The following is a 25,747-nucleotide window of genomic DNA, read 5'->3' as shown; positions in this document are numbered from 1 at the left end:
GCCCGTCGACAAAAACTGCGAAGCCTTGATGCTATGCGGTTTTTTTCTGTTTATGGGTATTTTTTTCATTATCCTTTTATTGGGTTGAAGTAGACTTACAGTATGAAAGATGGAGAGGGGAACAGGAATGCGTAGATTGGTAAATAAAGTTATGAGCCTGATAATGGTGATGATGATCGTGTTTGGCGCGATCTCTGGTGGCGGGGTTGGAAGCAATCCAGTATCTGCGGCAATGGATTTCTCAGGAGAGGGGTCCGCTAGCAGACCATACCTCATTGGAACGGCTAATCAACTGAATAAGGTCAGGGGCAGTTACTTGGATGGAAATCTTTATTTTAAACTGACAGGCCCAATTGATTTGAGCAGTTATGCCGCATCGGGCTGGGTTCCAATAGGTACGCAGGATACGCCATTTAAAGGCCACTTCGATGGTAACGGATATCAAATAACGGGGTTAACGATACCTAGTGGCGATTTTGCAGGGTTATTAGGCAGTATTGGGAATGGAAGTTCTATTGCGAATGTGAAGCTGGAAAATGTATCTATCCATGGCGGGTATGCAGTAAGCGCTTTGGTTGGTTTGAACGATGGAGGAACAATAGAGAACAGTTTCGCTTCAGGAAGTGTAAGTGGAGATTATAGTGTTGGCGGTTTGACTGGCAGCAACAGCAATGGAGAGATCAAGGACAGTTACGCCTCCGTGGATGTCAGCGGAAGTGAAAATATAGGCGGTTTAGTTGGTGATTCCTACAGTGGAACAATCAGCGGCAGCCATGCTGCAGGGATTGTGAGCGGAAATAAATATATAGGCGGCTTAGTTGGTTATAAGTCAGACGGAACGATCAGCAGCAGCTACGCCTCAGGCAATGTAAGCTTGGTTGCAAGTACGGATAGGAATGCTGGCGGCTTAGTTGGATACAACGAAAATGGCACGATCAGCAATAGCTACTCCACTGGGAAGGTAAGCGGAGGTGAAAATATAGGCGGCTTGGTTGGTTCGAACAGAAGCGGCACGATCAGTGACAGCAATGCCTTAGGGGATGTAAGCGGAAGCTTTGTCGCGGGCGGACTAGTTGGGAACGCGTCTTATGGGAAAATCACCAACAGCTACGCTGCAGGTAATGTGAGCTTGCTGCCAAATCCTGCTGTTGCCTATGGCAGTCCCTATGCAGGTGGCTTGGTTGCTTCTAACAACAATGGAGAAATCAGCGGCAGCCACGCTACAGGTAATGTGAGTGGAACGGATGAAAGTTATAGTATAGGCGGTTTGATTGGCAAAAACGATAATTCCCAAGGTGGAAACATTCTGAATAGCTACGCCACAGGCCATGTGAACGGCGGTAATTCAAGTTTTCAAGTGGGCGGTTTGATTGGCAGCAGCACGAGTGGAACTATCAGCTACAGCTATGCCACAGGGAATGTGAATCTGAGTGGAAGTGATTTAAGTACGCAAGTGGGCGGTTTAGTTGGCGACAACAATGGAGGAACAATCAGCCATAGTTTTGCCACAGGGGAAGTGAATGGAAGATATAACGTAGGCGGTCTAGTTGGGAGTAACGATAACTACGAAAGCGGGGAGGTCAAGAGCAGCTACGCCTCAGGGAAAGTAAGCGGAAGTGTGGACAGTGAATACGTAGGCGGGTTGGTAGGTTGGAACCAATATGGATTTATTAACGATAGTTACGCCTCAGGGCAAGTGGCGGGCAATGAGAAGGTAGGCGGTTTGACCGGGCAAAACGGCGGCGGAATGATTACCAACAGCTACGCCACTGGGAAAGTGAGTGGAAGTATCGATGTAGGCGGTTTGGTTGGGGAAAGACTGGATAGTCATCTGGGTGGCGGGGGAGTGGCTGTCAACAGCTTCTACGACACAATGACATCAGGACAATCGGTCTCTGCCGGAGGTTTAGGCCAATCTACTGTGCAGATGCAGACGAAAAGTATTTATGAAGCAGATAGTGCTCATATTTGGGATTTTGCGAATGTATGGACGATAGATGCCTTGCATAATAACGGGTATCCTTATTTGCCAGCTATTCAGGTTTACTTAGATTATGACGGGAATGGCAACACCAGTGGAACTGTTCCGACGAGTCGTTCTTTCATGCCAGGTGTAAAAGCTAGTATTTATTCGGGTATGATTAATTTAATCAAATCAGGCTATGTTTTTAGTGGATGGACTACGCAAGCAGATGGCAGCGGCATTACCTATAAATCGGGTGATTCTTTAGCATTAGCGGCTAATACGACCTTGTATGCGAAATGGATTGTACCTAATTCTAATGCAACGCTGACTTCCACGATCGGAAACGTAAGCACAGGAGGAACAGCTAGCGAAAGCATAACTGACATTCCCTATGGTACAACTTTAGCCGTATTTAAGGCAGCAATTACGCCAGCAACGGGTGCAGTGTTTGAAATTTATGATGAGGACGGAATAACCGCAGCTACCCGATTGGCGACAGGCAAGAAGGTTATCGTAACGGCGACAGATGGAATAACGAAGACAACATACACTGTGAACGTTAAAGCGAACGATGCGAAAGATATCTTGGCATTTGGCTTGGCTGAGCAAACGGGCTCTGCCGTCATTGATGCAACTGTGCATACGGTAGAGATTGAAGTGATAGGCGGTACAAGCGTAAATAACTTGGTGGCAACGTTTGCGTTATCTGCAGAAGCGACGGCGAAGGTCGGTACCGTAGATCAGGTAAGCGGCACGACCGCAAACGACTTTACGAACCCGGTCACCTATATGGTCAAAGCGGAGAATGGCACTGCGCAAAGCTGGAAAGTTAGCGTCAAGATGGCAATAGGCACTGAAAAAGAGATTACCGCTTTCAGTTTTACTCAGCAGACGGGCCCAGCCGTTATTGACCTGGCCTCGCACACCGTAGCGATTCAGGTGGCGAATGGCACCAGTCTGACCAGCTTGAAGGCCGCGTTCACTTTATCGCCAGGAGCCACGGCGAAGGTGGGCACCACGGATCAAGTGAGCGGAGTGACCGCAAACAACTTCACGAACCCGGTTGTTTATGTGATCAAAGCGGAGAACGGTATTACGCAGAACTGGACCGTTACCGTAAACGCTGCATTTAGCAGTGCGAAAGTTATTACGGCATTTAGCTTCCCTCAGCAAACCGGTCCAGCCGTCATTGATGCTAACGCGCATACTATAGCGATTCAAGTGGCGTACGGTACGAATGTGACCAGCTTGAAGGCGGTGTTCACTTTATCTCCCGGAGCCTCTGCGAAGGTGGGCTCTAGGGGGCAGATAAGTAACTCGACGGTTAACAATTTTACAAATCCGGTCACGTACTTGGTGAGAGCAGCGGACGACAGTACGCAGAACTGGATCGTCACGGTGAACGTTGCGGCAGCAAGCAGCGCGAAGGACCTGACAGCGTTCAGCTTCCAGAGCTTGCAGCCGGCAGTAGTAGGAACGATTAACGGCACGGATGTAGCCTTAACAGTGCCTAATGGAACAGCAGTAACATCGTTAGTAGCAACGTTCACGAGTTCCGCAGGATCTACAGTGAAGGTAGGCGCGACCACGCAAGCGAGTGGAACGACGGCGAACGATTTCACTGCGCCCGTGACGTACGTCGTCACCGCGCAGGATGGAACGATGGCAGCCTATACAGTCGCTGTAACCCGCTCTGCTGCTCCGGGGGGCAATCCCAATTTAAGTGGGTTGATGCTAACCAGCGGGGGATTGACCTTGAGTGCCGATTCTGTAACGGGAACAACGTATCATTTTAATGCGAATAACGTGATCTCGAGTATTAACGTTACGGCAAGCGTGTATGATAGCAACTCCAACATAAAAGTAAGCTTGTACAACAGTGATAATGTACTAGTGTTAGGTCCATTTAGCTTAATTAACGGTCAAGCATCCCAATCGCTGCCCCTCGAGGTTGGCAGTAATCGAATGGAATTGGTCGTAACAGCTCAAGATGGTTCAAGTAAAACTTATCTGGTGTACGTGAATAGGGCAACTGCGGCATACAGTAATGCTCAGTTAAAATCCTTACAAGTAAGCGATGCTGTTTTGGTGTTCAACAAGGCTATTTATAATTACACCTTATCGGTGGGAAATCGTGTTGATGTTGTGAAGTTAAATGCTTTTGCTGAAGAAACGCAGGCCAGTGTCACAATCAATACGGAAAGAGTAACGACCAAAGATATCCAATTAAATGTTGGAAGCAATCTAGTTGCCATAGAAGTCACAGCGCAAGACGGCACAACGAAGCTGATCTATAGCGTGAATATTCGAAGAGCTGTCGTTATTACAGCCAGTTCTAATTCATCTATTCAGCTAACAAGTGATCCCGTAACGATTGCCGTTCCAATAGGCGTCACGAATGCCAAGATGGCATTCACGCCTGTCAATGTAGGATCTAATAAAGAGACCAGCCTCCCACTTATCGAGGTCTTTGCGGAAACTTCCGAAGGCAAACTGCTGGTGGCAATACCAGAGGGCACGAAAGTAACGGCACCTGGGACTTGGGACGGAACTCTTAAACTGCCAGAAGTGCAGAGCAACAGCAGTGTGTCTATCAGCAATAGCAATGTGAGTGGGGTTATTGAGATAGGCTCGCCGGATGTTACGTTAACCTTTGACAAGGCAGTAAGGTTGTTCTTCCCCAAACAGGGGCATAAATTGGCTGGCTACGTTAAAAATGGCGCGGTAATTCCGATAACGGGTTCCATCACATCAGATACTCAGGCAGCTGCAGATGATGAAATTGCTCCGAATGGAGAAGCCAGAATCACGGTTGGCGAGGATCTGGTCGTGTGGACGAAGCATTTTACCACGTATGTCTTTTATTTTCCCATTACTCCAACGAATACTAGCGAAGGCGGCGGTGGAGGCGGAGGTAGCGTTGGCGGTCCTAGCAACGTCGGAACGATTTGGGCAGCTCGCGGTGGGACGTTAATCTTAAATGGGCTGCAAATCGATGCCCCGCTTGGCGCAGTAGATAGCGATACTCAGGTAACGGTGAATAAAAGTAGTGACACCACGAACCTGCCTACTGACCATTCAATGCACTTGGCGAGTGAGATCTACGAGATTACGACCGATAAAGCCGGTGATCTCATTAAGGCTGTCACCCTTACATTGCCTTTTGACAAGGCGAAGGTTGATTTCTCTAAATCAAAAGCCGCTCTTTATGGGTTGAACGAGAAAAGCCAGAAGTGGGAACAGTTGGGTGACCAACAGACAGATCAAACCAAGGGAACGGTATCAGGATCTACTCGTCATTTTACCAAATTCGCAGTTCTGGCAATAGATAAAAAGGAGACAACGAATCCTCCGGTAGAAGCAGTGGATTTTGGTGATATCAAGGGGCACTGGGCTGAGGCGAGCATTCGCGAATTGGTTCAACTGGGCGCGATAAATGGCTATTCCGACCATACCTTTAAGCCGAATGATTCTATTACAAGAGCTGAGTTTGTAACTGTGATTGTAAAAGCCTTTCATCTTCAGGCACTAACGGGGAAAGCTTTTGTCGATACCGAAGCTCACTGGGCGCGGAGTGCAATTGGGATTGCTGCCTCACTTGGCGTTGTGACGGGATATAGCGCAAGCACTTTCGGTCCTGACGACTTGATTACGCGTGAGCAAATGGCAGTGATGATCATTCGTGCTGCGCAGATCGTTAGTAGCGGGGATCAAGCAGACAGCTTTAAGGATAGCGCTGCAATATCCGAATGGGCTCGCACCGCACTAGCTGCGGCAACGGCTAAAGCTTTACTCAACGGCTACGAAGACGGCACGGTGAAGCCGAAAGCGAACACGACGCGCGCAGAAGCGGCGGCTATCATTTTAAGGGCGCTGCAGCTTAAGAAGTAGGCATTGGCCGAATCGATGGTCTTTGGGGAGGATTTCTAGACTTTTGTATGGAATAAATAAAATAATAAGAAAAAGTACGACTTTTGCATGAGAGAAAGAGGGAGACCGACTCACGATGAATAATCACCTAACAAAATTATCCCCCTCTATCTCTACTGAACAACGAACCTCCCTAAACGGCCATAAAAGCATGGTCATCTGGTTCACAGGCCTTTCGGGCTCCGGTAAATCTACACTGGCTCAGGCGCTGGAACGAACACTTTTCGATGATAAAAAGATTCGCTCCTACGTACTGGATGGGGATAATCTTCGATCCGGCTTAAACCAAGATCTCGGATTTAGCGCCGAGGATCGCAAAGAGAATATCCGTCGAACGGGAGAAACGGCCAAAATTCTCGTAGAAGCGGGCATAGTCGCAATTACTTCGTTAATTTCCCCATTCCGCGAAGAGCGGGCAGCTGTAAGGCGCTTGTTCGCCGAGGGATCGTTTATTGAGGTCTATGTCTCATGCTCGCTGGAGGTTTGCGAGAGCAGGGATCCCAAAGGTTTATATCGGAAAGCAAGAAACAACGAGCTTGCTGACTTTACGGGGATTAGCTCCCCTTATGAGGAGCCGCTTGCACCTGAGCTTATCATACGGACGGATCGATTAACCGTGGAAGAATCAGTGAATCAAATTATTTCCTACTTGATAGGCCATGGGCTGTTGTAGGGGGAACTTCATAGCTGTAATAAATAAGAGTCCTCTGGGACTCTTATTTTGTTTTGCCAGATGGGAGCTGCATGAAGGCAGCGCTTCATGAAAAAAAGCCTCCGGTTCCGCCAACAGGCCGAACATCGGAAGCTTCATTTAAAGGCTGGCATCTTGGGTTCCCCAAGCCGCAACGACCTTGTTTTTTCCCGTCTTCTTCGCCATTATCTCGGCCATATCCGCCTGCTCTATAAGCTGCTCGACAGAGCTCGGCTGACAAAGCTCGAGGGAGGAGACCCCCACACTGACGGTAATCGTGTAAGAGCGCCCGAAGGCGAATTCCTTCTCAATTTCGCCGCGCAATTGGTGGGCGATCTTGAGTGCTTTTTTGCCATCTGTCTTTGGCAAAATAAGAATAAGCTCTTCGCCGCCGTAGCGTCCTGCGATATCGCTTTTCCGTAAATTGAAGCGGAAGATATCGGCAATTTCCCGCAGCACACGGTCCCCTTCGGGATGACCGAACTCATTCACCTGCCGGAAGTTGTCCACATCAATCATGATTACGGACAAGTCCAGATGATAGCGACTGGCGAGCTCGAATTCATCCCGCAGTTTTTCCATAAAGTAGCCCCGCAAATAAAAGCCGGTCAGGTTATCAATGACCATTTCCCGATGCAGGAGAACATTAATGATGTGCGGTTTAATGAACGAAAGGAAGTGCTCCATGTGCTGGAGCTTGGTTTTGGTCATGCCGTCCACATACACTTGCAGGGTGATCGTTTGATCGCCGCGTTGAAAGAGCGTGAAAGCCAGTGTAGAGCTGCCCTCGCTTCGGGTTTGATAGGCGACCAGTTCATCGTGATCCCTTAATCCAGAGGCAGTAACAAAGTACTTCTGTTTGTAATGCAGTAGATTGTAGGAAACCGCGAGCTGAATCACAGGGAAGTAGTCAAACAGCGCTTTCGTCAGCCTTTGCATCGTAGTGACCAGATCCAAGGTTTCGGTGACTTGCTCGCTTAACTCGATGATGATCTGCAAATCGAGCGAGAGGAGCAGCCACTGCTCCCGATCCGCCATCATTTTCTGCACAAAATCATTCTGCATGATAGCCGGTGTGGCCGGGTAAAAGGAAGGTTGGATGACCAGTTCCATACAAGCCTTCAAGTAGGGCTGCCACGTGTCTTTTTGAATCATTTGATACCCGTTCAAAGCCCGCCTTAAATACAGCATAGCACGTTGGATATCGCCTTCGTGCATCGCCCGATCCGCAGAAAGCCGGTAGTAATCCGGCCAGAAAACATCGTAAGCATACCGCTTGAGATAACTTTCAAAAAGTTCGAATGCGGAATCTACATGCTCCGAGTGAAGCTTCAGCAGAAGGGTAAGCAGTTCGCGATAAGCCCAACCTGTGAAAAGGCCGGAATTGTTCTTGGCAATGAATTGCCCGAAAAGCTGGCAAGCTGTTTCCATATTCCCGAGACTTGTTTGCTCGAGTGCCTCCAAGAAAACCCTGTTGTTCTCATTTTCCAAAGATGATGGAATGACGATCGGTTGATGTTGGCGGAAAGCCGCATAACCTCGAAAGACGAATAGGAGAGCCTGACTGGACTCCGTAATATGCTGGGCAATTAGAATGGTTTCCAGCTCTTGAAACGCCGCCCACTGCTCCCACTCCAGCGCAAAAAGAAGCTGATTGGTCAAAAAGTTTTCGGCCAAATCTTTGCGCCTCAGCTCGTCGACCTGTACGACGCGTTCCTTGTGGTAGAGATAGCTGGCGATATCCCCTTGATTCAGCGAAAATTCCATCGCATTCAGATGACCGACTTGTTCCTTGAGCGTGTAACCCGAGCGCTTGGCGCCCTCAATACCGCGGTACACATATTTGCTGATCAGCTTGTTGTTGCTTTGATAGGAATAAATATCGTAAAGCCGCAGCATTAAATCCGTATGTGGTGAGGTATCGAGCAGAGGTTCCATTTTGGCAGCGATGGATAGCGCCCATTCTTCCAACTCAGGGAAGTGAATTAGAATATTGATCGCATAATAGTTCGAAACTTCGGCAAAATGGCGCAGTGTCAACTGATTTCGATTGGGAAAAACCGTCTCTGTATAAAAGACATGCAGTTGACTCATCTCTTCATCCTGCAAAGGGATGCAGAGATTGCTGGTATTCAGCAAGAAAGCGGCCCGGACGCGATTCTCCAAAGCTTGCGTTGCATCAAAAATGTAAGGAAAAAGTTTTTCGCGCAGCTCATTAACGTCTTCTTTATTTTGAATGATGCGGATGAACATCCAAGCGAAGCGATCCGTTAGTTTGCCGGTATGCTCGTAGACGGTTAAGGCTAATTGTTCCGAAAGCGTAAACTGATTCAGAAGATGATAGATCCGGTTAAGCAAACGGTCGAGGAATATCAGGTACGGCCGTTCCAGCTTTTCCAGCAAATATTTAATGCGCTCGAGCAATTCGATCTTTTGTCCATAGGAAAGAAGCGAACGAAGCTGCTTGTAATATTTTAAAAGCAAATAGTATTCAACCTTGTACTCACACGCCAAACTGGCCAGTGTAATGAGCTGCGGCAGCGCAAATGGGCGGAATTGATGCTGATACTGCAAAGCAGTTTGATAGTAGGTTGGCAAGGCCGCTGCCCCAAGCTGCTCGAGTACCATAAGTGTGATCTCATTGGAAATAAAAACACTGTCATTGTGGCTGACATGAGCAAGCCCAAGCTCGGCTAATCGTGTAAGGGCTGGCAGAATGCTGCCCAAATCGATATGATTCGCGGTAAACATGGCAAATAGATTGACTGGCATCGGCAAGCAGCATAAGAGCCGCAAGAGCTCCAACTCATCTTGGTCCAAAAGGGCAATGCGCCTAGCAAACAAGCTGGGAGGATACAGCTTTGCGGCATCCAGATGGAAGGTCGGTGTTTTGCGCCAGCCATTTTCCGTTAGAATAATATGCTCCGATTGAATGAGCTCTTCCAGAAAGATTCGGCAGTGACTGATATGAATGTGATTCGCTTGCAGCCAATCTTTAAGTTCGCAAAGCAGTTCTGAATCAGCACGACCCAGCTGTGAGACGAGCAATTGCTTATAGATTGCAGGATCAGAGTCGTGAATGTCGATAATTTGAAAAGAAAGCTCGGCAAACTGCTGGGGAAGCTGACTGCCGCTAAAAATGAAATGCAACCCTGTCATGCTGCGCCCTTGTTCTCTCCAGAAATTGTGCAAGATCAGCTGGGAATCCTCATCGAAATGCTCGCAGTTCTCAAAAATATAAAAGAAATTTTGAACAGGAAACAGGGGGATGACTGAAGCGAAAAATTGCACCAACCATTCCGTAAGCAAATAAAGGAGATCATCGCCTTCGTAATGCTTTTTCAGCAGTTGATCGAATTTCCGCGACAAGTTGCGCAGCATCGTAACCGATTCCGGCAGAACCCCGTAGGCTAGATGCAAGGTTCGAGTCACCACTTCACGCAAAGTGGCGTAAGGCAATGATTGGGAAGCAATTTTGAAAAAGTAGCCGTTCTCGAGCACTTCGTTAATATGCTCCGTGTAAACGTCGAAGCGAATGGCTTCATTTTCACAGATAAGTCCTAATAATCGTTCCCCGCCTGATTGCAGGAAATAACGGAAATGAGCTTGTTGTTCCTCCGTCACTGGCGCAGTCGCAGGATGCAGCAAATGGTGTCCCGTATAAGTAACCGGTTTATGCTCGGCAGGCATGCCTAAGCTGGCCAACAGGAAATCCGCAATCTCATCGGCATATAAGAAGGACTCCGGCTCAGTGCGAAGCCGCTCGCTTAGCGGCCCAAGAGAGGCTGGAATTGGGCTGAACAGAGATTGCATGAGTAGATGAACCGCTTCAAAGTCCGCCGCGCGCGATAGAAGAAACCGCCTCGCATAACGCGGGAATGAAGTGAACGGATAATCGGTCAGCAAATGATTGATAAACTCATTCGCAGAGGGAAAGGGCTGAACATCTATCTGGATGTCTAACGTCATTGGGTGGAAAAACAGCATGTCCGGCAGCAAAAATCCCATATAAAAACGGTCTTCATGCAGGATGGAAAGCGCTTTGCAAATGGATACAAGCAATTGCACTTTGGCAGCATCACTTATTTGATCACTTCGTTGTGCATGCAAGATTTGAGAGAAAGGTAAATAGCCCTCAGGCAAGAGAGGGAGCTGAATACGAAGATCACCGTCTACAAGTTGCCAATGGGTGGGCTGGCGGAAGAAAGCTCCCTTGGCGGCTGAGGCCCAAGCATGCAATCGGTTGTCGATCTGTTTATAGTGGAAATAATGCCATAGCTTATGATGAATGTGCATATCGGAATGTTCAAGGGCGTGAGAGTAGGTGAGATGGCGATTATTCGTTATAGTTTCCTGGCTTGTAGGCTTCATCTTACCCCTCCTGCTTCTAAAGGTATGAAGAAATTTATCACGAAAAAGGATTTCTCAATTGTAACAAAAATGTAGGACAAATGGGAGAGGAAAAGCCTGATGTGGAGATTAATTTGGCGAAGGTGAAGCAGAGTGCCTGGCTGCTTGCGTTTTGCTTGGACAGATTGCCTGCTTGCCCTGCGGGAAACCGCCTAAATATTGCAAATATAGGCATTGGTACATTCCTTTGACTAGGGATAGACGTATACTATCTCAAACCAACAGAGGAGTTGAAGCAACAATGGCTTTCCAACCTAATCAACCAATGCAAGGCAAACAATTTCAGTGTCCACCGGCTGACCCTATAATGACAGATCCAGAAAGAGTGGTCAGAGACTTCTACCACCCGCAAAGAGTTCAAGTTATTCACCCGATTCAAGTCGTGAACAGACACCACTGTGTTCCTGTCTATGAGCATGTGTATACGTGTTCTGAGGTCGACGAGTATTGCGGAACTCACCCGCACCCACACCAAGGCATGCTGCGCAAATAAGCTGCTGTGCAACCCCTGATCGGAATCAGTATGATTCTGCTTGGGGGTTCTTTTCTTTCTGGAAGGTGTCCAGGAACGCATACATTCGCTATAATTAAAAGATGAAATTGTCGAAATGCGGAGGAACACCATCATGTCAGAGCTAACGATAGACTGGGATTATTGGACGACGAGGATTCGGTCTGATTTTGACAGTACCATTCTCAAACGTGGTTGGAAGTATTATCAGGATGGCGTTGTTGGAGCTATCCAAACAGAAGGGACTTCCGTTGTTAAAGCGCGTGTCTCGGGATCAAGCCATTATAGGGTTCAACTGGATTTAGAAGCGTTCAGTCGGAGCACCTGCAGCTGTCCTTATTTTGATACATGCAAGCATATGGCAGCTGTTTTATTTCAAGTGGCGGAGCAAGAGGGCTATGATCCCCATGCATTGTTATATCCAAATTCCACAAAGATGCCAACGTCTCAACAGGTTCATACAGCGCCAAAGCCGGCAGTCCATAAGCCGAAAGAAACAGACAGCTGTGAAGCGTGGGTTGTTTATTTCGCTAAGCAGTATGCCAATTCCAAAGTGTACAATGCGTTCAGTATCGAAGAGTTGTACATGCGGGCTTGGGGCCAGTTGAACAAGCTGGCGGATGACTGGGAGCCTGTTATAAGAAGCATCTATGATATACAGGTTGTGCTTTATCTCATGCAATTGTGCGACGCTTTGATGCAGTCCAAGTCCGGTGTGTATGATTTCTTTTATAATGCCGAGTACTTTTTGGCGAAAATAGCGAAGCACAGCCGAGAACGGCTGCATACCTCATTATGGGAGATAAATGTTGAAAAGGCGCATAACAAGCACCTCTCGCATCTGAAAGAAATCAGCGCTTACCTGGCTGCCTATATGGAAAAAGAAACTTTCAATTCGCAAAACCAATGGTTTGACACCTATAAAGTTCTATGGTCTGAATTGCTGTATGAACAAAGTTTGGTGGCGGACGAGCTTGCCAGACTGAGATCCATTGTTGCAAGTGCAGATCGGGATAGTGATGTGTACGAAGCTGCGGTCATTGCTTTAGCTCATTTCGATATGATGAATGAAGAAGATGAGAACGCTTGGGAGCGGGTGACGCAGGAATGTTCGTCTGTTGAGCCGAGCGATTGGTTTGGCTATTTAAAGGTGTTTGTACAAGAAGAACAAGGAGAACGCCTGCTCAAATGGCTGCGCTGGTTAGGGCCTGAAGTACAGAAGGATGCGGCTTATTATGCAAGTGATTATTTGTACTTCTGGCAGGAAGCTTCACGTTATCTAGATGTGGAAAAAGAACATAGACAAGCGATGGTGACATTGCTGCCGGCGAGCTATCGCGAGTATTCGAGCTTCTTGTTTCAGAAGAAGGAGTACCAAACGTGGGCAGATCTCTGCCTGCTGCTGAACTTAACACCGCTGGAGATTTCGGCAGGAGAATTGAAGCTCGTCGAAAAAGCGGATCCGCGCTGGGTGCTGCCCATCTATCATTATGCGGCGGAAGAATGCATTCAAGCGAAAAATCGGGATGCTTACAGAGAAGCCGTCAAACTGCTTAAGAAGCTTGCGTCTGCTTATAAAAAACTGAAACAAACGTCTCGATTCGAGGCCTACGTAGCGTATTTAAGTCAAGAGTATTCACGCTACCGCGCGTTTCAAGAGGAATTAAAGAAAGGAAAGCTTATCCCATGATCAGCTTGTCACAGATTCATATCAGCATGCAAAAGCTCCCGACAGGGAGCTTTGTCTGCTACGGCGAAACGGAAGAAGCGAACGAAGTTCCTGCATATAGACTAAGAAAGCTGCTTTTTGCTTGGCATCAGCGGTCCTTTTATGGGAATCAACTTAAGCAGGTACATTCCTCGCGAGGAGAGGGCATTGAGCTTAGTCCTTATATGGCCATGGACTATTTGGCTGAACCGGGAGTTTTATTGCATGCCAAATTGTCATGGGATGACGATGTGCTTAAGATGCAGAAAGCGGCATTGTTATTTAAAGAAGCATTGGAAGAAAGCTGGTACATGCCTTCTTTTGAAGAGTGGCGCGAAGGCAGGACAGGATGGAAACTAAATCTCCCGGTTGCTCAAATGGCTGAACTTCAGCAGCTTGCTAGCGGGAAGAGGTTGGATGAAGCTTTTTGGCGGAAATGGTTCAATGACATTGCTCGGGAGATGCTGCTGCAGGATCCTGATTCTGAGATAAGTACAAAGTGGCGTCGATTAGAGGCGGAGAGCATCTTACTGCGGGAGAGCGGCTCACAGGTTGACACGGCCAGTGCTCATGCAAGCTGGATGCAAGAGGAAGATTGGCTGTTAGCCATTGGTTGGACACAAGACAATACCCCTTATCGTATTTGTGTACAGCTGGTAGAGCCGTATGCGGAGACATATGTCGACGGCACGACAACAGCCAAAGATAACGCTGCTGATTGGCGGCTCAGATTCATTGCGCAGGACCGCAAGGATGCGAACCGGTTCGTGGAGTTCAGTACGACGGGCAATAGCTTGTCAGGCATAGTGCCTGCCGCTTGGCAGGAAACGATGGATATGAGCATCCAAGAGCAAACGGATCGCCTGCTGCGTATTCTTCCCCAGCTCGAGAGCGAGTTTCAATTGGGGAAAATTTATGAGCAGCTATCTGATGAGCAAGCCTGGGAATTTCTGACGGATTGGAGTCTGCAGCTGGTGGCAGCAGGCATTTCAGTTTTTCTTCCTTCGTGGTGGGAGGAACTGCAGCGTCTGCGTCCACAGCTTAAGGCCAAGCTGAAAAGCTCAGTCGGCTCTAAGCGAAAAGCGATGTTTGGGATGGAGCAAATTATTCAGTTCGATTGGCGCGTGGCACTGGGCGGCGTGGTTTTGTCGGAAGAAGAATTCGCGCAATTGGCAGAGCAGAAAAAGCGGCTGATCTATATTCGCGGCAAATGGGTGCAGCTGGATCCTGCGTATCTGGAACAGATTAAGGCAACGATGCGCCAAATGGAGAAAAAGAAGGGCCTCTCGTTCCGCGAAGTTCTGGAGATGCATCTGCTCGACAGCGGCGAGGAAGCGGATGCAGATTCGGCGCTGTCGGCCAAAGAAGAAGACAAAGCGAAGATGAAGATTCGCGTAGAGCTGAACAGCAGCTTGAAGACCTTGCTGAGACAGTTGAATCAGACCAAGTCCATCCCGCTCGTGGAGCGGATTGAGGGCTTGGAGGCTGATTTAAGGCATTATCAGCAGGAGGGAGTGTCTTGGCTCCTATTTCTGCGCAAAATCGGCCTAGGGGGCTGTCTGGCGGACGATATGGGCTTAGGGAAAACGATTCAGTTTATCGCTTATTTATTGGCGATGGAATCAGGTTCAACGCCGTCTCTGTTGATCTGTCCGACCTCTGTGCTGGGCAATTGGCAAAAAGAACTCGCGCGCTTCGCGCCCGCGCTGAACATCCATCTCCACTACGGTGCACAGCGGGCTAGAGGCGAAGAATTCGAGGCTTCCATTCAGGGAGCGGACCTTGTGATCACCTCTTACAACATTGCCCAGCTGGATGAAAAAGAACTATCAGGTGTCAAGTGGGATGCACTCTGCTTGGATGAAGCGCAGAACATCAAAAACGTCTACACCAAACAATCCCAAGCGATACGCGGCTTGGATGCTGTCCAGCGCATTGCTCTGACCGGGACGCCGATTGAGAATCGGTTGACGGAGCTTTGGTCGATTTTTGATTTTATTAATCCAGGTTACTTGGGCACCCTGAAGCACTTTAATCATCAATACGCAGGCCCCATTGAGAATAGCGAAGAAGACTCGCCTTTGCTCGCTGCTCGCGTGCAGCGGCTGGTTCGACCGTTCCTGCTCAGACGGGTCAAGAAAGATCCGGCCATCCAATTGGATTTGCCGGATAAGTATGAGTCCAAAGCCTACGTGGCTCTGACTCCCGAACAGGGGGCTTTGTACGAGAACGTCGTCCAAAGCTTGATGGAGAAAATCGAAGCTGTGAGCGGCATAGAGAAGAAGGGATTGATCCTCGCTTCACTGATGAAGCTGAAGCAGGTCTGCGATCATCCTTCGTTGTTCTTGAAGGATGGTGGGGCGGGTGCCGGTATAGCAGCAACCGGCACGGATAAGGCGGCGCGCTCAGCGAAGCTGGAGCGCCTGCTGGAAATGATCGACGAACTCAGGAGCGAAGGAGGCAGCTGCCTCATCTTCACCCAGTTCGTCGAGATGGGCCACCTCCTGCAGGCGCGGATCGCGCAGGAGCGGGGCGAGCCCGTGCAGTTCTTGCACGGGGGGCTGAGCAAGGCGAAGCGCGATGACATGATCGCGCGCTTCCAGGACGAGTCGCTCCCGGCAGAGGAGCGCTGCCATATCTTCATCCTCTCGCTGAAAGCTGGAGGAACCGGGCTCAACCTCACCGCGGCGAACCATGTGTTCCACTACGATCGTTGGTGGAACCCCGCCGTGGAGAACCAGGCCACTGACCGCGCCTTCCGCATCGGCCAGACCCGCGACGTGCAGGTGCACAAGTTCGTCACCTTGGGCACGCTCGAAGAGCGCATCGATGAGATGATCACGCGCAAAAAAGGCCTCAGCGACCAATTCGTCGGCACCGGCGAGAACTGGGTCACGGAGATGTCCACGGGCGAGCTGCGCGAGTTGTTTGCCTTGCGGCGCGAGTGGATGGAGAAGTGACAATGTAAAAAAAAGCGCCACATCGCTGTGGCGCTTTTCTTATTTAGCCGGAAAACTCGTAGCAAGAATCGCATCCATATTCTGCTTCTCAGCAGGATCTTTCGCAATCAGCTTGTCCATGAGGGCTTGATCTTTCGAGCCTTGTTTCTGTAAAGCAACTAAATACCATCTGATCAGAACACGATTTGTTTGATTATCCAAATTATCCGTGATGTGAGGCTGGATGTTGGCAGCCGCTCCTGCGTAGTCGCCACGCATGTAACTAATTTGTCCGACCGACAAAGCCATGCCAGGCGTTACAGCAAACTCACGACCTTGTGCTTGTTCTTTAGGCAAATTCTTCAAAGAATCAATCCTCGTGAGAACTTCCTTGTAAGTAGCAAGAGCACTATCCAGTCTTTCGTTGAACTCCTGCGTATTGCTCTTTTCTTTGGCTTGATTAGCAAGCTCAATGTTCAGAGAAATACTCTTTTCATACATTTCCGTATACCAAGGGTAGTTAGGAATCATTTGGGTGGTGGACCAATCCAGTGCCTCCTGTTTCTTCCCTTTCATGAGATACATATTAAGCTGCTGCATAGCCACATAACGATTATGCGGTTCTTTTTTCAATAATTGAGTGAGCAGATCTTGGGCTTGATTGAAAAAACCATCTGCTTTACTAGGATCTTCCTTCTGCATTTGATTGTAAACTTGAAGAAGAATACCAATTCGGTTAATTTGTCCAGTTAATACATAGTCCGGATGAGCAGGATGCAAAGAGATCGCTTTATCCAGCGGCGTGACGATTTGATTGTAATCTTGACTCTTTTGGATAACTTCCAGCGTCTGCTTATAAGAGCTGTTCGCTGAAACCAGCGTTGCCGAGATGAAGAAAACCACAATCGACAGAACCGCCAGAAGCGCAGGGAACGCTTTGTGAATAGCCACGGATGTTGACTTCAGACGAAGCGGAGCAGATGAACTGTTGCTAAGCATACTACCAAGTGCAAGGAACAATATAGCCCCCAAATATACATAACTCAAATCAAAGTCAATCATACTGTGAACCAAAAGCGAGATCATCACAATGAAAAAGAGGAAATGCAGATCTCGTTTCTCCTGTGAACTTTTGATATAACTTCTTATATAGAACACGAGGACAGCGATTACGAACCCAACAAAAGCAAGGAATCCAAGCGCACCGGCCTCAACCAAGTATTGCAGAGCAAAGTTATGAGCCTGACGGCTTGTATAAGGGTTGTTCTGATATTTCTCATATAAAGAAGCCCAGGCACCACCACCGGCACCGATAATCGGATAATCCGACCACAACTTCACCGCATCTTTATAGAAAGTTCCACGCTCCAAAACGCTGTGCTGCTGGAAGTTAATGTTCTCCACACGCGTCTTCACGTTATCAGGAAGAATGTTTTTGAAGCCAGTATCACTGATAATCAGAAAGGCTCCCACAACACCAATCACAATGGCAGCGATGGGAAGAATAAAAGTTGCATACTTTTTAGCATCCAATCGAGCCGTTAACCGTTCTAACCAAGGTCCTACGAAGTATTGAATAACGATAGCCAGCACAGTGTAAACTACAGAAGCTAGCAGCAAAATGGACCAACCATGCCAAGATTCGGATGCACTAGGAGTTTTTTGCAAGCCAATGCCGATATCGGTTACCTTCTGTAAGATGACAAGCGACGTAACGAAGGCTAGTCCAAATTGTACAAGTGCCAGAATCTGTCTGCTTATCGAAAAGAAGAACAGCATAATCAAGAAAACAACCGGAATCACCACAATGGCGCCGCGGGAAAGCGTCAACCAGAAAGATACGATGACAGGCACCAAGAGGAACGCATGAGGTAGAATCGAGTACCATTTGCGAGACTTAACAATAAAGAATAAGGCTGATAGAGATAACGTAATTAAAAAGGCCGCATACGTATTTGCATATTGGAAAACCGACGTTAAACGGAGTCCGTTCGAGTCCGTCATAATCGCATCCCGGTACAAATAAGCATTGGTCGTATCCATAAATGCGAACCATCCAACCAGATGTCCGGCGAAATTTCCATTACCCAACCAGTACAAAAGTCCGAACACAACAATGAAGTAACCGGAAATCAAAAATAATGCGGCAACAATCGACGTCCCAAGCTTGTTTTTTGTCAGAAATACACCTAAAATGAAGAAGGTTGCATACAGCATTTGGATATAGACCATATTAGTTGCCAAATAGTGAGATGCCGAATTCGACAAAGATATCACATAAGTAAGCGGCATGAGCAGAACTAGAATGGTCAAGACATCTTTCTGTTCATTAAGCTTGAAAACAAAGAAAGCTAGGATGGCAATCAGCAATAAAATAATGGAGGACCAGACCGATGCCGAGTAAATGGAACGCTCAAAGTCATAAGTACCACCATTGAACAGCGCTCTCTGAAACGGCGCCCAGAATAAAAACAAACCTGTGAAAACTACTAAAAACCAAAAGATGATAGAGCTCTTCTCTGTCGTTATTGTTCCATTTGTTTTTGCACGTGAAGCCGTGTAGGCATTTTTACTTGCACTCATTGACGGATAGTCTCCTTTTTGCTAAACTTCGACTTTATTTTAGCATAGTTGGAAGGGAGTTTCCAAATAATAATACATTCAGGTAAGGAGGGTCTATGTGAAAAAAGTTTTAATAATTTCACCTGACAGGATTGCTCCTTCAATGGCTGGTCCAGGAATTAGATATTGGAACTTTGCCTTAGAACTATCGAAAACTTGTGAAGTTACCTTAATTGTTAAAAATGAAGATTATCCAGAAAGTCATGGTTTCGTGATTATATTAAAAAGTTCAATTGAAAATCAAGATTTTTACACTAACTTTGATTCGATTGTCATTCAAGGTTTAACGTTATGGGAAATGCCTTTTTTGAAAAAAATAAATGTTCCCTTGGTTGTGGATCTGTATGATCCCTTTATTTTTGAAAACCTTGAATTTAAATCGAATAATCAATCTTCCATACATATTGCAAAAAGCAATCTAGAGATATTGATGCAGCAAATATACTATGGAGATTATTTTATATGTGCATCAAATAAGCAAAAAGATTTCTGGTTAGGTGTTCTGGCTGCTGCCTTCCGTATCAATCCCGAGACGTATAAAGAAGACCATGGACTAAATAACCTTCTGGGTGTTGTTCCATTTGGCTTGCCAGAGAAAGCTCCAATAAAGAAAAATGAAGTTATAAAAGGAATTATTGAAGGAATTAATTCTACCGACAAAGTGGTTTTATGGTGGGGGGGGGTCTGGGATTGGCTGGATCCAATCACTTTAGTTAATGCAATGAACATTATTTCTAAACAAAGGTCGGATATAAAATGTTTAATTGTCGGGACAGAACATCCCGATAAAGCGTTTATACCGCACAAAATGGTTGGAAAAGTCGTGAACAGAAGTAAGGAACTTGGTCTAACAGATAAAGTTGTCTTTTTCAAAGGTTGGGTACCCTATGAAGATAGGATGGATTACTTATTAGAAGCAGATGTAGGTGTAAGTCTGCATTATAATAATTTAGAAACTCGATTTGCTTTTAGAACAAGAATTTTGGATTATTTATGGTGTGAACTGCCGATGGTAGTTACACAAGGCGATGTTTTAAGTGATATTATTAGAGAGAATAACATAGGAAAAGTAATAACTTCAGGGGATGAAAATGTTCTAGCAAATGCATTGTTGGAAATGGTTGGTGATGATAAGTGTGACTTTGAAACTGTTGTAACCTCATACCATTGGCATAAAGCAGTTGGTGATTTGAGAACATTTTGTGAAAATCCCCGGAAATCCGTTGATCATATTTTAATCAAAAAATATATACCAAAAACTACTTCAAGGAAAAAATTATACTTCATAAAGGGAATTGAGCTTATAAAAGAAGGGAATATTAGGGGTCTTTATAGAAAACTAATATCGAAGCTTTTAAGTTAGGAAGGATGAAATGTTTTGAAATACCTAGATTTATTACTTAATTTGGTTGAAAGAGATTTGAAGTTAAAATATAAAGGATCTGTAATAGGCTTTCTGTGGTCTCTTGTAAATCCTTTAATTATGTTGATCATTTATACTTGGGTCTTCAAAACAATTATGAAAACAGATGTTCCTAATTTTCCGCTTTTCTTGATGGCAGGACTACTGCCTTGGAACTTTTTTGCATCTAGTCTAACAATGTCAGTGGGATCTTTTACAAGTAATGCTTCTCTACTTACAAAAGTGAAATTACCTAAATATATCTTGGTCTTTTCAAACATAGTTTTTAATTTCGTTATTTTTCTAATGATGATTGTACTTATGTTAATTGCAATGAAAATGTTTCAAGTGCCATATACGCTTAATCTTTTATTTCTCCCCTTGGCATTATTGACACAGATTATATTTATGACTAGTATTTCATTGCTGTTGTCCATTGCTAACGTATATTTTAGCGATACCTCTCATTTATTAGAAGTCTTTATTATGGCGTGGTTTTGGTTAACACCAGTTATTTATCAGTTTGCTTTAATTCCAGTAGAGTTCCAATACTATGTTTCTTTAAATCCAATGTCGTTGATAATTAACCTATATCAAGCAGCCATTGTAGGTACGCCAATTTATACAAATGTATTTTCAGGTGTTTTCATAATTATTGTATTCCTGCTACTATCTATATTCATTTACAGAAAATATAGTAAGAAAATTTCTGAATTAGTTTAGGAGTGAATGAAATTGGAGTCAGCAATTAAAATGAAAAATGTTTCCAAAATATACGAAATTAATAGTGAAAAAAGATCCTTGAAACAATTATTCATAGATACTGTTAAAGCAAAAGAAAAAATAAAGCCTACCCAAATTCAAATATTCAAAGATATTTCATTTGAGATAACAAAGGGAGAAGTATTTGGATTAATTGGGGAGAATGGGGCAGGGAAAAGTACAGCATTAAAGATAATGGCAGGGATAATATCTCCAGATGCCGGTGCAGTTCATGTTAATGGATCTGTTGCAGCTCTATTGGAAATTGGCCTTGGTTTTCATCCAGATTTGACAGGTACGGAAAATGCCCGATTATATGGAAGTATATTGGGTATCGACAGGAAAAGCATGAAGGATCTAATGCCTCAAATTTTTAAATTTGCTGAACTTGAGGGGTACGAAAATGTTCCGATTAAACGATACTCTTCGGGTATGCAAGTTAGGTTGGCCTTCTCTGTAGCTACAAATATTGATCCGGATATTTTGCTTTTGGATGAAGTTTTTTCAGTTGGGGATAAGAGGTTCCAAACTAAGTCTTTTGAAAAAATCAAGAGTTTTTTAGATCAAAAGAAAACCATATTATTAGTGACTCATGATCTCAAAATAGCTGAAGAACTATGCACTCGTATTATGTTTATTAGAAAAAGAGGGGCAATTGAAATAGGTCCTCCGGGGGAAATGATTGAAAAATATCATGAATCACTGAAAGAAGGTAGTATTCGTGTCTAATGAGAAGTTTGATAAGTCGGTATACAACGAAGATTATTACAAAACAAGTTTTGGTGGAATTCCTTATAATAGAGAGTCCCAAAATGGTCATTGGATTCAATTCTTCACTAATATCTCGAAACAAATACAAGTTAATTATGAACCTGTAAGAGTTCTTGATGTTGGATGTGCTAAAGGGTTTGTAGTTGAAAGTCTCAGAGATCTTGATGTTAATGCATTTGGTTTTGATATTTCAGAAACGGCAATCTCGGAAGTGAGAGAGGACATTAAACCTTTTTGCAAAGTGGGACAGATCGATGATTCGGTTATGTACGATGGTCAATATGATTTAATAACCTGTATTGAAGTCCTTGAGCATGTAACTGCTGAAATGGCGGACAAAGCGATCAAGTTAATGTGCCAACATACAACGCAAATTATTTTTTCATCCTCTCCTTCAGATTTTGATGAACCAACGCATATCAATGTTCAACTTCCAGCATACTGGGATAATATATTCGCGAAATATGGGTTTGTTAGGGGGCATGAATCGTGGCCTTCAGAACATATTGCCCCTCACACAGTTATGTATAGAAAGCACACATCGGAAGATATTAAAAGTATAATTGCTTCTTTAGATGAGCAAACCTCGATAAGTACTGAAAGTAAGTCAAAGCTAGACAACGTTATCAATCATATTGATTCTTTGTCTGAACGGATGAGTAATAAAATCGATGATTCAAATAACTTGATGTTCGCTCAACTAAGTAAACTGAATAACCAATTAGTGAAAATAAATGAAGAAAAACTTAGAACTAACTTAATCTTAGAAGAGAATTTGAAGCTAAAAACTCAATTAAATGAACTGATTATTATAAATGAGGATAACTTATCATCAATTCAGAACGCAAATGATCAAGTCAATGTGCTGAATCAAAATGAATTGAATCTGAGAAATTACAGTTCATCTCTCAATTTACAAATTGCTCAATTACACGAGGAACTGAATAGAATAAGGTCAGGTAAATCTTTTAGAATTCTAAGTAAATATTGGAGATTTAGAGATAATCTTCTTCCGCTGCACTCAAAAAGAAGAGAAATCGTGAAAGGGATTGTTAAAGGACGTAGGTTTAATAAAATATCATTGAAGCCGATAACAGGATCAATGGAGCCTGCTATTGTTGAAACAAATCTATGGAACGAAGGTAACCAACGTTGGTTGGAAGCATCTCAATATCCGACTAATGAATTATTATCTAAACAAAGACTTGAATCCAATGAATTTGTTTTAAAACCATTAATTAGTATTTTGTTGCCAGTATATAAAATAAAGCCAACTATCTTCAAAGAAACTGTGGATTCAGTTATTAATCAAAGTTATGAAAATTGGGAATTATGCATAGCGTTAGCGGATTTAGAAAATATAGAATTGACGGGTTACATAAAGAGTGTAGAAAAAACTGAAAAAAGAATCAAGTGTGTTTATTTAAATGAAAATGGTGGTATTTCGAGAAATACTAACGAAGCATTTAATTTGGCAAATGGTGATTTTGTAGCGTTACTTGATCATGATGACGTAATCACTCCTGATGCATTATATCAAATGGTGAAGGTTATCAATGACAATCCTAAGGTTGATTTTTTATACTCAGATAAAGATCAAATAAATGAAAATGGAACAGTCAGGCTAAATCCATTATTTAAACATAAATGGTCATGGGCAACTATGCTATCTGCCAATTACCCAACTCATTTCTGTGTAATTAGAAAAAATATTTTTAAATCAATTGGGATGTTTGATGCAACAACTGACGGCGCTCAAGATTGGGACATTTTCCTCAAGGTTTCTGAGCATGCAGAACAAATTATTCACATACCTGAGGTATTATATCATTGGAGGATTATAGAAACATCTGTTGCTTCCGGACTACAAGCAAAACCTTATGTTGTGGAAGCTCAAAATAGAGCTTTAGCTAATTACGTGAGTAGAAGAAAACTTAATGGAAATTTAGTGAGAAATGAAGATCATACTTTCAGAATGATCTGGAATGAAAAAGCTGTTTATTATGATGTTTTATTATATACAGATAAGAATTCACAATTAAAAGATATTTTTGCAACACTAGAATCACTAAAAAAACAAGCTGTTAAGCCTCAAATGGTAACGATTGTACAAACAAATAAAATCAATGCTCATTTTGATGTTTTTGAAAATGATTTTCATATAAAAACTCAATATGTATCTGATTTAGCGAATGCGGACTCAACAAGTAATAACCCTGTGTTTTTTCTAAAAGCTGGGGTAGTACTATCTTCTAATGAAATAGCAGTTGAACTAGCGTTGTGGATAAAAGAAGGTAATTATGCGGCCGCATCAGGAATGATTGTAGATTCTAATAACTTAGTTTTAAATGCAGGATATGTATTTAATGAGAAAAATGAAGTAATTGAGCCCTATAAGGGCATGCCTACACATGCATATACGACTTACGGTAGTGTAAGTTGGTATAGAGATTACAGAGCAGTCTCAGGGTTAGCTTTAATGGTAAATAAAAGATTGTTTAGTAATATATTTGATAGTATGGATAACGAAACTAATTTTGAAGAATCACTTTTGAAAGCACAGATTTTAGTCTCAAAATTTGATACTATATTATACAATCCATATTTAAAACTTAATTATACTAATGAAGCTCCACTAGTTAAATTTTCGCCACAGGAAAGCATTAATGATGTATATTTCAATCAAAATGTCTGGGACTGGAATCCAAGATATCTTCAATCGAAATATATACCTAAAGTAGAGTCACAAAAGAAATCAGACACATCTATATGGACAGGTTACACGTCAGATGCAATGATTCTTTCGACGTTGTATGACTTTACAAAAGAAGACTTAGAAAAAAATCAACAAGTAATTGAACAATCGGAAATGTTAGGAACTCCCAAAACTGCAACGTGGTTCCTTCCACCATTTTCCACAGCATTTTATGGAGGCATTCATACAATCTTACGATTTGCAGAGTTTTTGACAACAAATAATGCAATAAAAAATCAATTTGTAATTGTGGGTCTCGATGATATTACAAGTGTCAGGCAAGCAATTCTAGCTGCATTCCCGAGTTTAAAAGATTGCGAAGTAATAGGCTTAACAAACGATTATAAAATTAATTCAATTCCAAGTTCTGATATTTCGTTTTGTACATTATGGACAACAGCATACACCCAATTAAAATATAATAAGACTAAGAAGAAATTCTATTTCTTGCAAGACTGGGAGCCATTGTTTTACCCAGGAGGATCAACAAGTGCGCAAGTGGAAGCTACTTATGGGTTTGGTTACACAGCTGTTTGCAATACAATTTCTTTAAAGTTAAGTTATGAGGAATTAGGTGGCAAGGCATATCATTTCACTCCTTGTGTAGATACTTCTGTATTTTATCCACCACAATATGAAAGAATTGAAGAGCCTTATTTAGTGTTTCTATACGGTAGACCAGGGAATCCGCGGAACTGCTTTGAATTAGCAATACCTGCTTTAAGGAAGGTAAAAGAGCACTTTGGCAATAAAGTGAGGATCGTGAGTGCTGGTGCCGATTGGGATGCAGCAGCATATGGAGCGGATGGTGTCATTGAGCATTTGGGCATGTTACCTTATAAGGCAACAGGAGACTTATATAGGCAATGTCATGTAGGGCTTGCTATGATGATGACTAGACATCCTTCTTACCTTCCATTTGAGCTAATGGCTAGTGGTTGCTTAGTAGTTGCTAATAAAAATCCCTGGAATACATGGATGTTGAAAGACGGGGTAAATTGTAAGGTGGCTGAACCCAGTGTTTCGTGTATTTCAGAAGCTATTATTGAAGGATTGATCAATAAAAATGAGAGGGTTAGAATTACAAGTCAAGCTGCTGAATATATGAAACTGGAGAGATCAGATTGGAATAAAGAGCTTGAGAATTTGATGATAGATATATTTTGAATGTCCAAAGAATATGTTTAACGATGACCTAGTGAATAAGATTCTTCATTAATTCCGTTAAACTATAAATTCATACCTAACTTGGAATCTGTATTGGTATTGGTGTATCTTAT

At 44.0% G+C, this 25,747-nt stretch carries 11 protein-coding genes; 9 read left to right on the top strand and 2 right to left on the bottom strand.

Annotated elements, in window-relative coordinates; all coding sequences use genetic code 11:
* Positions 1-127 precede the first annotated feature (127 nt).
* Both BC351_RS24635 and cysC read left to right on the top strand, forming a co-directional pair.
* Positions 128-5,857, top strand: coding sequence for a GLUG motif-containing protein (locus BC351_RS24635; RefSeq protein WP_158082216.1), 5,730 nt, complete (start codon positions 128-130; stop codon positions 5,855-5,857).
* 115 nt (positions 5,858-5,972) lie between these two features.
* Positions 5,973-6,569: an adenylyl-sulfate kinase gene (gene cysC, locus BC351_RS24630; RefSeq protein ID WP_079415992.1), complete on the top strand. Its 597-nt coding sequence runs from the start codon at positions 5,973-5,975 to the stop codon at positions 6,567-6,569.
* 138 nt (positions 6,570-6,707) lie between these two features.
* On the opposite strand, the gene BC351_RS24625 is transcribed toward cysC, so the two are convergent.
* Entirely contained in the window at positions 6,708-10,958 is a 4,251-nt protein-coding gene (locus BC351_RS24625; protein ID WP_079415990.1) for a GGDEF domain-containing protein, read from the bottom strand.
* 280 nt (positions 10,959-11,238) lie between these two features.
* On the opposite strand from BC351_RS24625, the gene BC351_RS24620 reads away from it, so the two are divergent.
* The 3 genes from BC351_RS24620 to BC351_RS24610 all read left to right on the top strand — a co-directional run bounded on the left by BC351_RS24620 (position 11,239) and on the right by BC351_RS24610 (position 16,176).
* Complete coding sequence (locus BC351_RS24620) at positions 11,239-11,490, top strand: hypothetical protein (protein WP_144028516.1); 252 nt, start codon at positions 11,239-11,241, stop codon at positions 11,488-11,490.
* 133 nt (positions 11,491-11,623) lie between these two features.
* Positions 11,624-13,198, top strand: a complete 1,575-nt coding sequence (locus tag BC351_RS24615) for an SWIM zinc finger family protein (protein ID WP_158082215.1) — start codon at positions 11,624-11,626, stop codon at positions 13,196-13,198.
* Positions 13,195-16,176 (top strand): DEAD/DEAH box helicase, encoded by a 2,982-nt coding sequence (locus BC351_RS24610; protein ID WP_079415986.1) that lies wholly within the window; start codon positions 13,195-13,197, stop codon positions 16,174-16,176. The genes BC351_RS24615 and BC351_RS24610 overlap by 4 nt, the downstream gene beginning before the upstream one ends.
* Positions 16,177-16,215: 39 nt before the next feature.
* Here the strand turns inward: BC351_RS24610 and BC351_RS24605 are convergent, their stop codons facing one another.
* A complete protein-coding gene (locus BC351_RS24605; RefSeq protein WP_079415984.1) occupies positions 16,216-18,738 on the bottom strand; it encodes an O-antigen ligase family protein in 2,523 nt (840 codons plus the stop codon).
* 97 nt (positions 18,739-18,835) lie between these two features.
* Here BC351_RS24605 and BC351_RS24600 point away from each other — a divergent pair, with 97 nt between their 5' ends.
* The 4 genes from BC351_RS24600 to BC351_RS24585 are packed head-to-tail and all read left to right on the top strand — an operon-like array spanning position 18,836 to position 25,634.
* Entirely contained in the window at positions 18,836-20,140 is a 1,305-nt protein-coding gene (locus tag BC351_RS24600) for a glycosyltransferase family 4 protein (RefSeq protein ID WP_079415982.1), read from the top strand.
* 15 nt (positions 20,141-20,155) lie between these two features.
* The gene (locus BC351_RS24595; protein ID WP_079415980.1) at positions 20,156-20,902 is read left to right on the top strand and encodes an ABC transporter permease; all 747 of its coding nucleotides are present in this window, start codon (positions 20,156-20,158) and stop codon (positions 20,900-20,902) included.
* Positions 20,903-20,914: 12 nt separating this feature from the next.
* On the top strand, positions 20,915-21,670 hold the full coding sequence (locus tag BC351_RS24590) for an ABC transporter ATP-binding protein (protein WP_158082214.1): 756 nt from the start codon (positions 20,915-20,917) through the stop codon (positions 21,668-21,670).
* A complete protein-coding gene (locus BC351_RS24585) occupies positions 21,663-25,634 on the top strand; it encodes a rhamnosyltransferase WsaF family glycosyltransferase (RefSeq protein WP_079415976.1) in 3,972 nt (1,323 codons plus the stop codon). The genes BC351_RS24590 and BC351_RS24585 overlap by 8 nt, the downstream gene beginning before the upstream one ends.
* Positions 25,635-25,747 lie beyond the last annotated feature (113 nt).

The organism is Paenibacillus ferrarius (assembly GCF_002027705.1).
GTDB lineage: Bacteria > Bacillota > Bacilli > Paenibacillales > NBRC-103111 > Paenibacillus_E > Paenibacillus_E ferrarius.
Note: the sequence above shows the minus strand (reverse complement) of the source record. Positions and strands in the feature narration are given on the sequence as shown.

Bases quoted from the DNA above. Each gene is read 5' to 3' on its own strand.
- BC351_RS24635 (WP_158082216.1), top strand. From the start codon at position 128: ATGCGTAGATTGGTAAATAAAGTTATGAGCCTGATAATGGTGATGATG.
- cysC (WP_079415992.1), top strand. From the start codon at position 5,973: ATGAATAATCACCTAACAAAATTATCCCCCTCTATCTCTACTGAACAA.
- BC351_RS24625 (WP_079415990.1), bottom strand. From the start codon at position 10,958: ATGAAGCCTACAAGCCAGGAAACTATAACGAATAATCGCCATCTCACC.
- BC351_RS24620 (WP_144028516.1), top strand. From the start codon at position 11,239: ATGGCTTTCCAACCTAATCAACCAATGCAAGGCAAACAATTTCAGTGT.
- BC351_RS24615 (WP_158082215.1), top strand. From the start codon at position 11,624: ATGTCAGAGCTAACGATAGACTGGGATTATTGGACGACGAGGATTCGG.
- BC351_RS24610 (WP_079415986.1), top strand. From the start codon at position 13,195: ATGATCAGCTTGTCACAGATTCATATCAGCATGCAAAAGCTCCCGACA.
- BC351_RS24605 (WP_079415984.1), bottom strand. From the start codon at position 18,738: ATGAGTGCAAGTAAAAATGCCTACACGGCTTCACGTGCAAAAACAAAT.